We start from the raw sequence: 15,083 nt of genomic DNA on the forward strand, positions 1-15,083 counted from the left end.
GCCCCCGCACCTTACCAGCGGATGCGCAGGCTGCCGCTGGCGCCGTAGCTGGAATAGCTGTCGGCGATCTGTGCATTGAAGCTGGCGGAAAAACTGACGCCCGAATCGCCCGCGACCTCCAGACCGGCATGAAGATCCAGCGCGTTGCTGACGGTCGGAATGGCGGAGCCCGAGAAACTGACATCCGGCGTCTCCGCAAAGCTGCGGGAGACGTCGCGGTCCGGGCTGAAATCGTGCATCCATGCCGCCCGCAGGAAGGGCGTGTAGCGGCCGCCGCCATCGCCGGTCGTGATCGTGCTGTCGAGCTGCAGGCCGAGATAGGTCGGAAGCGAGACGATGGATTGCGCGTGATAGTTCAGCCCGGCGCCCCAGGCGCCGAAGCTCTCGTTGCCGGAGCCGAGCCAGACGCCGACCGGCTGGAACGCGGCGAAGGGCGTTACGTTCACGCCCAGCGAGGCAACGGGCAACCTGTATCCGGCCTCGATGCGGCCGCCGACGACGAGACCGTCGAGTGGAGTCCCGGCCGCGAGATCGAGGCCGATCCCGAAGAGGTTGCGGTCGAAATCGGAGTGGCCGTAGCCGACACTTCCGATCGCCGAGACGTAGCTCGGTCCATCCCCGTAGACCGCATAGGCGCTGAGGCTGCCGTAATTCAGATCGCTGCTCGAGCCGGACCTCGAATCCGACAGGGTGCTGAAGGCGTAGGTACCGGCAGCGCCGATCAGCACGGGCAGCGAGGTCAGTTGCCCGTCGATGCCGACGCTGGCGCCTGCGAGCGACCCGGACAGACCGCTGCCGTTGGTAGCGTTTCCGACCGGCGTCGCCCAGAGGAGCCCCTCCGCGGTGCTGACGCTGCCGTCCGGCGTCCTGCCGGTGCGGCGGCGGTCAAGCCGGTCTGTGATGGTGGCGAAAGACACCTCTGCTGCGTTGATCATGCCCGTCGGTGCCAGCGAGACCGATCCGCCCCCGACCACCTGATAGGCATGTTCGAGCATACCGACCGTCGGAACATCGAGCAGGATTGGCACGATGGTCTCGAACAGCGGCGACGAGCCGCGCGTCTGCACTCCGCCGATCGCCACGCCGACCTGGGTACCGCTGCTGCTGAGACCCGCGGGCGTGAAGTTGATCGCCGTGTCGAGCTTCAAGGCATCGCCGTCCCGCCGGACACCGAAATCGAGGATCGCGGTGTCGCCGAGCACGACGAGACCGTCGACGGACAGACCACCGGAGGCGCTGAGGAGCGTGGTGGAGAACGAGCCCGGCCACGCTCTCCCAGGCTGATAAAGCGTCGGCTGCACACGCCCGGAAAGCTGGGCGATGCCGGTCACGGCGAACTGATCGGAGGTCCCGGTGACCTGATCGGAACGCACGGCGAGAACGCCGGAGCCGGTCTGCGTGAAATCGCCATTCACGGTCGTCGTGCCGAGTGCGGACGAGGCCACACCCAGCCAGCCGGAATTCCGCAGCAGGCTTCCCGCGCCGCCGACATCGAGTGACGGCCCGGCGAGGACCGTTCCCGACGTGAGATTGTCGAACAGGTTGTTCGTCCCGGGCGAGAACGACACGTCGCCCTGAAGCACCCCTCCGTTGACGAGCGCCGTGTAGCCGCCGCGCGTGCGCACTGCCAAACCGGCGGCACCATCGACCGTGGAGAGGCTGCCATAGTTGTTGATGACGTTCTCGACGCCCTGGCTGGTGATTGCCGTACCACCGGCACCGCCGATAACCGAAGCGCCTGCGGCGATGTTGACGATCGGGTCGCCGTCGCCCTGCATATTGATGCCGTTGGAGAATGCGCCCGTCGCGGTGACCGGAATCTGTTTGGCTACGCTGACGACGACCTTGCCAACGCCGCCGTTACCGGCAACGAGCGTGACGCCGGAAGAGTCGAGCAGCACCCCACCGCCGCCGCCCACCGACTGGGCGACGATGCCGTCCGATGCCGTTCCCGTCGTGGAGACGGCCGCATCGACGTCGACCGTCACGTTGCCGCCACTGCCGTTGCCGGCACCAGCGCCAGATGTCGACAGGGCACCCCCGGTCGAAAGCGCAACGCCACCGCCGCCGCCAACCGACTGTGCCAGTACGCCGACCGCATTGGTTCCCGATGTCGTGATCGCGCCGCCGACCGTCACCTGGATCTGACCGCCTGAAGACGCGTCCGTGCTCGCTGGGCCGGTGAACACGACGGTTCCCGCACCCGAGGCAGCGCCGCCGCCACCGCCGATGCTTTGAGCGAGGATACCAATGGCGGACGTCCCGGTCGTGCTCACGGTCGACCCAGTCGTAACCGTGACAACGCCACCACCGCCGCCACCGGCTCCGCCGAACGTCAGCGTGTCCGCGTTGCTGAGGCTGACGCCGCCGCCACCGCCGATCGACTGGGCTGCGATGCCGAAGCTGAGGGCCCCGCTTGTGGTGATCGACCCGTCGACGGAGACGACGACACTGTTGCCGCCACCGGACGATGCGCCACCGAGAACTGCCGTTCCCGTCTGTGTGGCTGTGCCTGCGAGGATCGCGGCAAGACCACCACCACCACCGATGGACTGGGCGAGGATGGCGGATGCGGCGTTACCGGTCGTGTGGATCTGCGAGGTCGCCACTGAGACCGCCGCTCCACCACCTCCGGCAGCCGCCGTGCCGCCGAGCGTCAGCGTTCCGGACACGGAGCCGTTGGTCCCGCTCAGAGCGGATGCGGTGCCGATGCCGCCGCCGCCGCCGAGCGACTGCGCGATAAGCCCGACGGCGCCGTCGCCCTGCGTGGCAAGGGAACCGGTCGTCGTGACCGTGACCTCGCCGCCAGACTGGCCGGTTCCGCCGGAGCCGCCGAGAGCCATCCCGATGGAGACGATACCCCCATCAGCCGCAGTAGCATTGGAGGCTCCGGCCACGCCGCCGCCACCTCCGAGTGACTGGGCGAGGATACCGTACGATTGAAGGCCCGCGGTGCTGATGTTGCTGCCGAGTTCGAGGAGGACGGAGCCCCCGCTGCCGCCCGTGCTGCCGGAGCCACCGAGACCGAAGCTGAGGGCGTAGGTGCCATTGCTGGCGTTCGTGGTGCTGACGCCGCCGGTGCCACCGCCGCCGCCGACCGACTGGGCGAAAATACCGAACGACTGCGCACCCGTCGTTGTCACGGGGGAGTAGGCGGTCGTCACCTTGACGGCGCCGCCACCGCCGCCGCCGCCGCCCGTTCCGCCAAGACCGACGGCCACGGCCACGGCGTTGCTGGCCGAACTCGACGAACCCGAGCCGGATGCGGAGGTGGACGTGCTGCTGCCGCCGGTGTCGTTCGCGCCCGTTGCCGCGGCTACGACCGCGCCGCCGCTGCCGCCGCCCCCGCCGACAGATTGCGCAACGATGCCGTGGGCGTTGATGCCCGATGTGACGATGCCATAGTAGTTCAGGACACCGATCTGAGTTGCGACGTTGACCGTCACCGCCTTGCCGTCGCCGCCACCGGAGCCGCTTCCGCCGAGCCCCATGGCGACGGACATCGTGCCGCCGGACGAATCCGTGGTGGACGAAGCGCCGCCGTTGCCGCCGCCGCCGCCGACCGACTGCGCAACGAGGGCGCTCGAATTGTTGCCGGTGGTCCAGAGGGTCGCCGGCGTGGAGACCGTCACCGTCCCGCCGTTGCCGCCGCTGCCGCCCGAGCCGCCGAGAGCGAGCGAGAGGGTGTGCGAGCTTCCCGATGCGTTGGACGTGCTCGAACCGCCGTTGCCGCCGCCGCCGCCGACCGATTGCGCAAACAGCGCGGGGGCATTGTCCGCGGGGTTCGCCGGCCCGGACGCTCCGTTGACACCGAAGCCGGTGAAAAGGCCGGAATAGTTGGTGACGCCGACCGTGCCACCGTCGCCGCCCGTTCCTCCGGTGCCGCCGATGGCCATCGCCAGCGCATTTCCGCCGCTGGAGCCGGCCTGGCTGGCGCTGCTGCCGCCGCTCTGACCGGCCGCCGAGGCATTGGAGCTTCCGCTGGCGCTGCCACTGACAGTCCCGGTCGAGGACGAAGTGGACCCGCCACCCGACGCGCCCGGCGCGCTTGCCGCGGTAGAAGTGGAGCCGCCATTGCCGCCGCCGCCGCCGACAGACTGCGCGAAGATTGCAGCCGAGCCCGCGCTTACCGTGTTGATATAGGTCGTAGTGGATGTGCTGCCCGACGAGACGGTGACGCCGCCACCTGTGGCCCCGGCAGCGCCGTTCGCGCCAAGGCTGAAGCTGACGGCCGCCTGCCCGCCGGTTGCCGCCGACGATGCCGATCCGCCGTTGCCGCCGCTGCCGCCGACCGACTGGGCGAAGATGCCGGCCGACTGCAGGCCGAGGGTCTGGATGCTGCCGCCCGAGTTGACGGAAACCGCGCCGCCGATGCCGGCCGCCCCGGCCCCGCCGCCGATGCTGAGCGAAGCCGCATAGGAACTGCCGTCGGCGTTCGACGTCGACACGCCGCCGTTGCCGCCGCCGCCGCCGACCGACTGGGCAAAGATGCCGTTTGCGAGCAGGCCGGAGGTGGTGATTCCGGCCGTGGACTTGACTGTGACGGAGCCGCCTGCGCCCCCCTGCCCGGCGTTGCCGCCGATGGCGAGGGATGCGGAAATGCCGTTCGCCGGCTGGTCGGATTTGGCGGTGTTGGATTGCGACGACGAGGAGCTGAAGGAGGACAGGGCAGAACTGACATTGGTCGCGACCTGAGCTGCGCCGGCGCCAGCCACCGAGGTTACGCCGCCCTGGAGTTCACTCCCCTGGCCGCTCGCGGTGTTGGTCGTCGCCGCACCGCCGTTGCCGCCGCCGCCACCGACGGATTGGGCGAAAATCGCTGCCGAATTCGCGCCATAGGTCGTGAGCGTGCCGCCGGGCTGCACCTGCACGGCGCCGCCTCCGCCGCCGCCATCGCCCCAACCGCCGACCGCGACACCGGCGCCATATTGATTGCTCGACGACGTGGTCTGCGCTGTGCCACCGCTGCCGCCACCCCCGCCCACGGACTGGGCCAGAATCGCCGGCGAATAGACACCGTAGGTCAGTATGCCGCCCGTCGTCAGGCCCGTGTTGCTGGAGACGGTGACGGCTCCGCCGGCTCCGCCCGCTGCGCCCGACCCGCCGATGGCGAGAGAGGCGGCCGCCGTGCTGGCGATGGCATTCGCATCGGCCGCTCCGCCGCTGCCCCCGTTGCCGCCGATCGACTGGGCCACGATGCCGGCCGAGAGATCGTTGCCGACGGAGGCGTTGCCCGTCTGCACGGCTCCGCTCTGAACGACGGTCACCGAGCCTCCGGCGCCACCGGAGCCGCCAGAGCCGCCGATGGCGACGGAAGCTGCCGCGCCATCCGCAGAGGTGAGAGAAGATCCGGACAGGCTGAAGGACCGGCTGGAGCCACCGTTGCCGCCGCTGCCGCCGATGGACTGGGCAAGGATGGCCGGCGAGAGATAGCCGAGGGTGCTGACGCCGGCGGCGGTCACCCCAACAGTACTGCCATTGCTCGCCGTGCCGCCCTGCCCGCCGCTCGTTCCGCCGCCGCCGACCGAGACATCGGCCTCTTCTCCGGCCCCGCTCGATACGGCGCCCGCGAGCGCCATGCCGCCGTTGCCACCGCCACCGCCGATCGACTGCGCGAGGATGCCGATGGACTGGGACTGCGCCGTCGTGATCTGCGATGTGGTGGCGACGGTGACGGCCCCGCCAGCGCCGCCAGATGCGCCGGTGCCGCCGATGGCGACATCGGCGGCCATGATCAGCGATCCGGCGGCGGACGCGCTGAACCCGCCATTGCCGCCGCTGCCGCCGATCGACTGTGCGATGATACCGGGAGACAGTAAGCCAGCGGTTGCAACCGGGCCATTCGCCATCACCAGGACCTCGCCGAGCACCTTGCCGCCGATGCCACCGGCGCCGCCGACCGCGACCGGCGCAGCCGCCGCACCGCCGAGGCTGCCCGCAAAATCCCAGCCGCCGCTGCCGCCGCTGCCGCCAATCGCCTGCGCGACGATGCCAGCGGACTGGTTGCCGCCATAGGATGTGACGTTACCGGCGGTCACCGTTGCGCCTGCCGCCGTTCCGCCATTTCCGCCATTGCCACCGAGGGTGACGCCAGCACTGAGAGAAGCGCCGAGCCCGCCGGCGACCGCGAAGCCGGCATTGCCGCCCTGCCCGCCAAGGCTCTGAGCGACGATGCCGGGCGACAGACTGCCATAGACGGACACTCCGGCAGCGCCATCGAACGTGACGGTGACGCCGCCGGCGGCGCCGCCCGCGCCCCCGCCGCCACCGAGGGCGAGGGTGGCGTCGCCGCCGCCGGCCATGCTGCCTCCGGCGGCAAAGCCCCCGCTGCCGCCACCGCCGCCAATCGATTGCGCCAGCACGCCGGGTGCGTTGCTCGCCATCACGCTTCCTGCCACGCCACCGGTGATGCTGCCGCTGGTCGTGACGCTGACGGCGCTGGCAGAAGCGCCGGCACCGGCCGCGCCGCCGACGATGAGGTTGAAAGCGGCCGGACCGGAGATGTTGCCGGCCGTGCTGAACCCGCCGGCACCGCCTCCACCGCCGATGGACTGGGCGAGAAGCACCGCCGCGCCGCCGCCGGTCGCCGTGAGCGTGCCCTCGTTCTCCACCGTCACGTTGCCGGCGGTATTGCCGCTTCCGCCGGCGCCGCCGATCGTCGCGCCGACCGAACCGTTGAGTGCAATGGAGGCGCTGGTGTCGTAGCCGCCAGTACCGCCGCCACCCCCGATCGACTGTGCGACGATGGCACCAGCGCCATAGCCGGACGTGGTGATCGTAGCCGCGCCGTAGCCGCTGTTCGTGCTCTGGTTCTGACTGAAAACGGTCACAGCGCCGCCGCTGCCGCCCCCGCCACCGGTGCCGCCCACCGCCAGAATGGCCGAGACGTTGCCGCTGTCGCTTGCAGACACCGTCGAGCCGCCATTGCCGCCGCCGCCGCCGACGGACTGGGCGACAAGGCCGTAGGACCGCGCGCCGGAGGTGGTGATGACACCCCCCGGATTGTCGACGACGACGGGGCCAGCGCTTCCTCCGCTGGCGCCGCTGCCGCCGACACCGAGATTGAACGAGGCTGTCGAGGCGAGCGTGCCGGTAATAGTGGCGCCGCCCGCGCCGCCGCCGCCGCCGATGGACTGCGCGATAAGGCCGGGGGAATCCGCGCCCTGGGTGGTGATCTTGATACCGTTCGTACCGCCATAGACTGCGCTGCCCGCGCCGCCCGAACCGCCGGTGCCGCCGAAGGCGAACGAGAAGCCCGCCGCGCCGCTCGCGGACAGTGAGACCGCGTAGCCGCCTGCGCCGCCGCCGCCGCCGATGGATTGTGCGGCGATGCCGGGCGATCCCTGACCGAGGGTCGAGATCAGAGCCCCGGAGACGGATTGAGGGATGTCGACATAGCTGGAATTGAAGGTGAGCGCGGCGCAGGCGCCATCGACGCCCGCATTGCCGGTGTAGCTGTTGCAGTTGGTGCCCACCGCGCCGCCCGCCCCGCCGTAGCCGCCGGTGCCGCCGTGGGTGATCGAAGCACCGGCCGAGCCGGACACCGAGAATGCGAGTGTGCCGCCTCCGGTTCCGCCGCCGCCGCCGATGGATTGCGCGAGAATGCCGGCCGAGTTGATTTCCGTGGTCGAGATCGAGTTCGCGGTTCCCACGACGACGCTGTCGCCTGCGCCGCCCCCGCCGCCACTGCCGCCGATGGCGAACGAAACGCCCGCCACGGCCGAAGCCGTGCCCGAAAGCCCGAAGCCGCCGTGCCCGCCGCCGCCGCCGATCGACTGCGCGAGAATGCCGAAACCGCCGCCCGCGCTCTGTGCTGGCGCCGTGCTTCCGCAGCCGCCGGTGCAGATGACGCCGAGATTGTTGACGAGCACCTGCTGGCCGGCCCCGCCATCGCCGCCGGATCCGCCGATGGCGACGGCGAAATTCGGAGCGCCGCTGAACGCCATGCCGCCGCTGCCGCCGGCACCGCCCACCGACTGGGCGAAGATGCCGGGCGCCGATGCCCCGCCGGAGGTGATCGAGCCGCTCACATTGTAGACGAAGACCGTGCCAGACGTGCCGGCCGGACCGCCGGCGCCGCCGAGGGCGACGAGTCCGGCGGCAACGCCCGCATTGCCGCCGCCGCCGCCGACCGACTGGGCATAAATGCCGTATCCACCGGCGCCATAGGTGGTGAGATTATCGCCGTTCTTGACGTAGACAGCCCCGGCATCGCCGCCATAGCCACCGCCACCGCTCAGCCCCCCGAAGAAGGCATCGGTCGACCCGCCACCGCCGCCGTTGCCACCGATCGACTGGGCAAAGATGGCAATGCCTTGCGAGGAGCTTATATCGGCTACGTTGACGACATTGACGCTGCCGCCCGTGCCGCCAAGCCCGGCCTGTCCGCCGTTGCCGCTGCTGATCGGGCTGTTCTCATTGCCGCCGTTGCCACCCTGGCCGCCGATGCTCTGCGCGAAGATGCCATAGGCGTTGACGCCCGTGGTGACGATCGGAACCGCGTTGTTGAGCGTGACATCACCCGCGTTGCCACCATTGCCGCCGCCACCGCCGTCGAAGCTGACGTTCGATGTGCCGCCACCGTTTCCTCCCGCCCCGCCCTGCGAGTAGACGACGATCGCACTGTCGGTGAAATAGTAATAGTGGCTGCTCTGCTCGATGAGGAACGTCGATATGTTGACACTGGCACCGTTACCACCGTTGCCCCCAGGGTCGCCACCATAGCAACTACCTCCGCTTCCGCCGGCCCCACCGTTGCCGCCAGTGGAGGATGAGACAACAAACGTACCATTATACTGATCCGATGACGTCGGCTGCAGAGTACCGGTATCGGTTGAAGCATTTATGCTGGAGGCGTTATCGGCATTGTCGCCTGGATAGGGCGGATAGAAGCAGTCCGGCGAATTCTGCCCGCTTCCCGCTGTCGGCTGCGAAGTCTTGTTGCTGTAGTAGACCGAGCTGCCTATTGCGGGTGCGGTGCTCGACTGCGCGAAGGCGCTGTCACCCACACTGGCGAATGGCATGCAGAAGCACACCCCCGCGAGCAGAACGGTGCGCCTGCGTCCGGCATGCGAATGCAGACGGAACGCCCCCGCGAGACCAAGCTGCATAACCGCCCCCTAGATCCGACAACACGTGCAACAGATCGCTGGAAGGCTCGCCCCGAACCTTCCAGATCAAAGCCTAGAGGCGTGTGCGAGGGGCGTCCACGAGACACAACGTGTAGCCGGTGATGCGATCAAAATTAGCCGCAGCGCGGCGACTTGGAAATCGGAAGGCGCGCTGGAACGCGGAGCGTCATATTCCTGAAATGTACATTCTGAATAATCCGATGGTCGAAGCAGCGTCCGGCATCACGGTGATCGGCTGCATCGCGCGCTGAGCTGACCCTGCTTATGAACCTGGTCTCTGACTGAGACCGGGAAGCCGCTCAAGGCAGGCAACTCATGGGGCTCCGCTGCCGCCGAGCATGCTCCCGGTCTTGTGAAATAAGATTGCGGATCTCGAATATTCAGAATGTCCTCTGTATATGACCGCCGTGGATGTAGATGCGATCTCGAAAAAAGATCACGTTCCTTTATCATACGAAAAAGCATCGAAATCCTTCGCATACATATTCGATACCGCTTCTATATCTCGCCTTGTCAGCATCTTTCGAGACCCACTTGGCGAGGCCTCAACGTGAATTTCGAATTTCTCCTTCATGCCGAGAGTCGACTGCACATATCTCATATCCTCTTCAATATTCTCGAATCTCGCAACGAAATCCAGATCTTCATCGAGAATATTGCCATAAACCTGTCCTGGCAGATGGCGGTCGGAGATTAGTTCATCCCGATTATGGAATCGGTGGTCATGCTCTACGACAATGTCTCGGCCGAAAATTTCTCGATAACGGGCGAAATCGATATCTCCACTTGAATTCAGTTCAATTCCGAAATGATCTTTGTACTTCAGGCACGACCGCACGCGATCAAACGGATTTCTCACAATAGAAAATTTGAAATACGAATCCCAATACTCAGAATACAATGATTTTGCCTGACTTGCAATTATGTGCTTTGAACTACTGTCAATGAACCAATAGTCTTCCCCAACGATCCATTTCTCGATGCTCGTGCCGGCACACCGCGGAATATGGACAAATATGCACTTCAGATCGTGACAGATCATTCCACCTCGCTTTCTGGGTATAAACAGACCCAAAATGAAAACGCCCGCCGGGGCAAAACCCGACGGGCGTTTTCGTCAACCCAGATATGTCGATCAGGCGCCGGCGAGATGCGGTAGCGGATCGACCGGCTGCGAGCCCTTGCGCAACTCGAAGTGGACCTGCGGCTGGGTTACGGACCCCGTCGCGCCGGCATTGGCGATGACCTGACCGCGCTTCACCTGATCGCCGCGCTTCACAAGGAGGTCCTTGTTGTGCGCGTAGGCCGTCACCCACCCGCCTTCGTGGCGGATCAGCACGAGATTGCCGAAGCCGGTGAGTTCGTTACCGGCATAGATCACGGTTCCGGCTTCGGCCGCCTTCACCGGCGTGCCTTCGGGCACCGCGATGTTGATGCCGTCGTTCTGTTCGCCGCTGCCCTTCTTGCCAAAGCCGGACACGATCCGACCGCGAACGGGCCAACGGAAACCGGAGCCGCCGACGTCTTCCTCGGACGGCTCTGTCGCCGCGGCAGCACCATCGGTCGCCGCCATGCCTGAACCGGCGGCCGACGGAAGCGAGGCAACCTGCGTGCCGCCCTCCGCCGCCGGAGCGGCGGGCGAGGCCGGAGCCGCACCATCGAGCTTCGCCGCGGCATCGCCGAGCGTCGACGGCGGCGCACCGGCCGCGGTGGCATCCGTCGCAGGACGGGCCGACGGATCGGCAGCCTGCGGCTGGATCGCAGCAACCTCGGTCGCCGGAACTGCAGAACCGCCGGCCGGGATACGCAAGACCTCACCGATCTTGATCTGGGTCGACGTAGTCAGGCCGTTCGCGGCGGCGAGCGCCGTCGGCGTCACCTGGTATTTGCGGGCGACGGAGTAGAGCGTCTCGCCCGAGGTGACCTGATGGGTGCCGGCGGCACCCGCGCCGGTCAGCGTGGCGGCGGGAGCGGCGGCGACCTGAGCCGCAGGGGCTGCCGATCCACCGAAGGTGGGAATCACGACGCGGCGGCCGGTCAGCGGCGTCATCCGATCCGGAATGCCGTTGACGGCCATGATCGCCTCGGCCGGCACGCCGTAGCGCTGCGACAGCGAAGCGGCCGTATCACCGGCACCGGCGGTGACCGGCGTGCCGTTGGCCGCGCTCCAGCCCTGATAGCTGGCGGCAGCCCCGGCGGCCGGCGTGGGCGGCGGCAGCGGGGCCGGGTTGGCCGACGCCATGCCGTAGCTGCCGGCTGCGGCCGGGGGCGGCGGCAGCGCCGTCGACGTCACAGCCGCGGTCTGCACCGGTGCGACGGGCGCCGCCGGTCCGCCGCCGGTCGGCGACATCGCATAATCCCGCTCGGCGGAGGCCGCTCCGTAAATCTGCTGCTGATTGGGCGTCGACGCTGTGAACAGCGGCGCATCGCCGAACCGGGTGATGTCACCGCAACCGGCGAGACTCAGCGAAGCCAGCGCGACACCGGCCATCAGCATCAGAGGAGAACGGCGTCGCGACGAGAAACGGGAACCCAACGGGTAACTCCAATCAGCGTATGGCATCGCCCTCACCCGACTCGCACGTCATCGTTAACGCCAGTAGACCGGGACAGCGTTTATGAAGGCTTAATTCGCGGACAACAGGCGCCATTTTCGGGCGGAAAGGTGGCGGCGGATCGGCGGCAACGCGCTGAAAAAGAAACGGCCGGCGTGGCGCCGGCCGCTATGACATTGATGAGCCGGCTCGATGGAGCCGGCCGGAAATCGACAACCGCCAGGCGGCAGCCCGACGCTCAGCCGGTGATTTCGATATCGGAGAAGAAGAACGCGATTTCCGCCTTCGCAGTCTCGGCGGCGTCGGAGCCGTGAACCGAATTCTCGCCGATGGAAACGGCGAAGTCCTTGCGGATGGTGCCTTCGGCGGCCTGGGCCGGGTTGGTGGCGCCCATCACTTCACGGTTCTTCAGGATCGCGCCCTCACCCTCAAGGACCTGGACCACCACGGGGCCCGACGTCATGGTCTCGACGAGTTCGCCGAAGAACGGACGCTCGCGATGAACGCCATAGAACGCCTCGGCCTGGGCCTTGGTGATGAGGATGCGCTTCTGCGCCACGACCTTGAGACCGGCCGATTCCAGCCGGTCGACGATCTTGCCGGTGATGTTGCGGCGGGTGGCATCGGGCTTGATCATCGAGAAGGTGCGTTCGATCGCCATGATTTCGGTGCTCCGTTCGGGTCCATGCGGGGCTGGCCCGCGGGTCGGGCGGACGTATAGCCCGCCGGCTCGCCGGATCGCAAGCCGCAGAACACGCGCGGACGCATTCGCGCTGCAAGCGGGTCGTGCGGCGCATGGTTCCCGCCGGCGGAACCTGCCGAAACGGCCCCGCGCCTCGTTTGCTGCGGCAGCGGGCCGGTGTATCGTCCGGCGCCTGCAACGATCCCGAATCCGGCCAAGAGACCAGTTTCGATGCGCGATCTCTTCACCATGCTCGCCGGCTACAATGCCTGGGCCAATGCGCGGCTCTACGATGCCGCTGCGGCGCTGTCCGACGAGGACTACCGCGCGGATCACGGGGCGTTCTTCCGCTCGCTCCACGGAACGCTGAACCACCTGCTCGTTACCGACCAGATCTGGATGCAGCGCTTCACCGGCCAGGGCGAGGCACCGGCCCGGCTCGATGCCATTCTCTACGAAACCCTGCCCGAGCTGCGCGCGGCACGGGAGGCGGAAGACGCCCGCATCGTCGCCTGGATCGGTTCCCTCGACGACGTCGCGCTCGCCGGCCGGCTGCGTTACCGGAGGGTATCGAGCCCGGACGTGATCGAGCAGCCGCTCGCACCGGCGCTCTCCCACCTTTTCAATCACCAGACCCACCATCGTGGCCAGGCGCACGTCATCCTCACCCGGCTGGGACATCGTGATCTCGCGCTCGACCTGATGTTCTACCAGCGCGAGAGCGGCGTCGGGCTCTAGGTACTCGAACCGGCGGCGCGGGTCCGACAGAGGGCTTGCAGGCGAGGTCGGGAGCGGGCAAAACCGCCGCCATCATGCTGTCCATCAACGACGTCACCTACCGCATCGCCGGCCGCACGCTGCTGGACCACGCCACCGTCGTGGTGCATGAGCGCAGCCGCGTCGGCCTCGTGGGCCGCAACGGCGCCGGCAAGAGCACGCTTTTCCGGCTGATCAACGGCGAGATCGCGCCCGAGACCGGGTCCGTGACCATCGCCCGTGGCATCAAGACGGGTCAGGTCGCGCAGGAAGCGCCCGGCACCGACGAAAGCCTGATCGAGGTCGTGCTGCAGGCGGACAAGGAGCGCACCGCTCTTCTGGCGGAAGCGGAAACTGCCACCGATCCCCACCGCATCGCCGACATCCATACGCGCCTCAGCGATATCGGCTCCCATTCCGCCGAGGCCCGCGCGGCCGCAATCCTCGCCGGGCTCGGTTTCGACACCGAGGCGCAGGCCCGACCCTGCAAGTCGTTCTCCGGCGGCTGGCGGATGCGCGTCGCCCTCGCGGGCGTGCTGTTCTCCGAACCCGATCTCCTGCTTCTTGATGAGCCGACGAACTATCTCGATCTCGAAGGCACGCTCTGGTTGGAGAATTACTTGACGCGCTACCCTCACACGGTGGTGCTGATCAGCCACGATCGCGACCTGCTCAACAAGGTGGTCGATACGATCGTCCATCTCGACCAGGGCAAGCTCGTCTCCTATCGCGGCGGCTACGATGCGTTCGAACGCCAGCGCAGCGCGACGCAAACCTTGCAGCGCAAGGCGGCTGAAAAGCAGGAGCAGCAGCGCAAGCACCTGCAATCCTTCGTGGATCGCTTCCGCGCCAAGGCCTCGAAGGCCAGTCAGGCCCAATCCCGCCTGAAGATGCTCGAACGACTTCAGCCGATTGCCGCCGTGGTGGATGGCGAGGTCGCACCGTTCCAGTTCCCGAAAGGCGAGGGTCGGCTGGCGCCGCCGATCATCACCGTCGACGGCGGCTCGGTCGGCTACCAGCCGGGCAAGCCGATCCTGAGCCGGCTCAGCTTGCGGATCGACGAAGACGACCGGATCGCCCTTCTCGGCCAGAACGGCAACGGCAAATCCACGTTCGCCAAGCTGATCGCAGGCAAGCTGGCGCCCGAAACCGGCAGCTACACCCGCGCGAACAAGCTGAAGGTGGCCTATTTCGCCCAGCACCAGCTCGACGAACTCGTGCCGTCGCAATCCGCCGTCGAGCATGTCCGCAATCGGGTCACAGGCGAGAGCGAAGCGAGGATTCGCGCCCGCGTCGCCGGCTTCGGGTTACCGACGGACCGGATGGACACGCCGGCGCGCGACCTCTCCGGCGGCGAGAAGGCGCGGCTGCTGATGGGGCTCGCAACATTCGACGGCGCCCACCTGCTGATTCTCGACGAACCGACCAACCATCTCGACGTCGACAGCCGGGCGGCCCTGATCGAAGCCATCAACGATTTCGAAGGCGCCGTGGTCCTCATCAGCCACGACCGCCATCTCGTCGAAGCCTGCGCCGACCGGCTTTGGCTCGTTGCCAACGGCACCGTCGCCCCGTTCGACGGCGATCTGGAGGATTATCGGCGGCTCGTCGTCGGCAAAGGCGGCGGCAAGGGCGGACAGCGGCCAGACGAGAGCGGAAGCGCGGCCAGCGGTCAGGAACGGCGCAAGGCCAATGCCGACCGCCGCGCCCAACTGGCGCCGCTGCGAAAGGAAATCCAGACGGCTGAAAAAAGGATCGAGGCGCTGCGGGCCACCCTCGCCCGGCTCGACAAGTCGCTTGCCGATCCGAAGCTGTTCAGCGGCATTCCCGGGCGTGGTGTTGCCGTCGCCAAGGAGCGGGCCGATGCGGCCAAGGCTCTTGAAGCGGCCGAGGAGACCTGGCTCGAACTCTCCGAGCGGTACGAAAACGAGATGAGTGGCGGGTAGTTGGCGGACCGCC

At 67.6% G+C, this 15,083-nt stretch carries 6 protein-coding genes; 2 read left to right on the top strand and 4 right to left on the bottom strand.

Translation table 11 applies throughout. From position 1 onward, the window contains the following. Positions 1–11: 11 nt before the first annotated feature. The 4 genes from BUF17_RS23385 to ndk form a co-directional block, all read right to left on the bottom strand. On the bottom strand, positions 12–9,023 hold the full coding sequence (locus tag BUF17_RS23385) for an autotransporter outer membrane beta-barrel domain-containing protein (protein WP_073629310.1): 9,012 nt from the start codon (positions 9,021–9,023) through the stop codon (positions 12–14). 544 nt (positions 9,024–9,567) lie between these two features. After that, on the bottom strand, positions 9,568–10,173 hold the full coding sequence (locus BUF17_RS22550) for a sulfotransferase family 2 domain-containing protein (RefSeq protein WP_073628900.1): 606 nt from the start codon (positions 10,171–10,173) through the stop codon (positions 9,568–9,570). Positions 10,174–10,266: 93 nt separating this feature from the next. Beyond that, entirely contained in the window at positions 10,267–11,667 is a 1,401-nt protein-coding gene (locus BUF17_RS12025) for a peptidoglycan DD-metalloendopeptidase family protein (RefSeq protein ID WP_244530860.1), read from the bottom strand. 257 nt (positions 11,668–11,924) lie between these two features. Further along, positions 11,925–12,347 carry a nucleoside-diphosphate kinase gene (ndk, locus tag BUF17_RS12030; RefSeq protein WP_073628902.1) on the bottom strand — a complete coding sequence of 141 codons (423 nt, stop codon included), beginning with the start codon at positions 12,345–12,347 and terminating at the stop codon, positions 11,925–11,927. A 252-nt stretch (positions 12,348–12,599) separates the two neighbouring features. On the opposite strand from ndk, the gene BUF17_RS12035 reads away from it, so the two are divergent. Then, the gene (locus BUF17_RS12035; RefSeq protein ID WP_073628904.1) at positions 12,600–13,106 is read left to right on the top strand and encodes a DinB family protein; all 507 of its coding nucleotides are present in this window, start codon (positions 12,600–12,602) and stop codon (positions 13,104–13,106) included. 74 nt (positions 13,107–13,180) lie between these two features. Then, entirely contained in the window at positions 13,181–15,070 is a 1,890-nt protein-coding gene (locus BUF17_RS12040) for an ABC-F family ATP-binding cassette domain-containing protein (RefSeq protein ID WP_073628906.1), read from the top strand. Positions 15,071–15,083: the final 13 nt, after the last annotated feature.

The organism is Pseudoxanthobacter soli DSM 19599, assembly GCF_900148505.1.
In the GTDB taxonomy this organism is placed as follows: Bacteria; Pseudomonadota; Alphaproteobacteria; order Rhizobiales; family Segnochrobactraceae; genus Pseudoxanthobacter; species Pseudoxanthobacter soli.

Excerpts from the sequence above, each read along its gene's own strand:
- BUF17_RS22550 (WP_073628900.1), bottom strand. The coding sequence starts at position 10,173 with ATGATCTGTCACGATCTGAAGTGCATATTTGTCCATATTCCGCGGTGT.
- BUF17_RS12040 (WP_073628906.1), top strand. The coding sequence starts at position 13,181 with ATGCTGTCCATCAACGACGTCACCTACCGCATCGCCGGCCGCACGCTG.
- BUF17_RS23385 (WP_073629310.1), bottom strand. The coding sequence starts at position 9,023 with ATGCCATTCGCCAGTGTGGGTGACAGCGCCTTCGCGCAGTCGAGCACC.
- BUF17_RS12035 (WP_073628904.1), top strand. The coding sequence starts at position 12,600 with ATGCGCGATCTCTTCACCATGCTCGCCGGCTACAATGCCTGGGCCAAT.
- ndk (WP_073628902.1), bottom strand. The coding sequence starts at position 12,347 with ATGGCGATCGAACGCACCTTCTCGATGATCAAGCCCGATGCCACCCGC.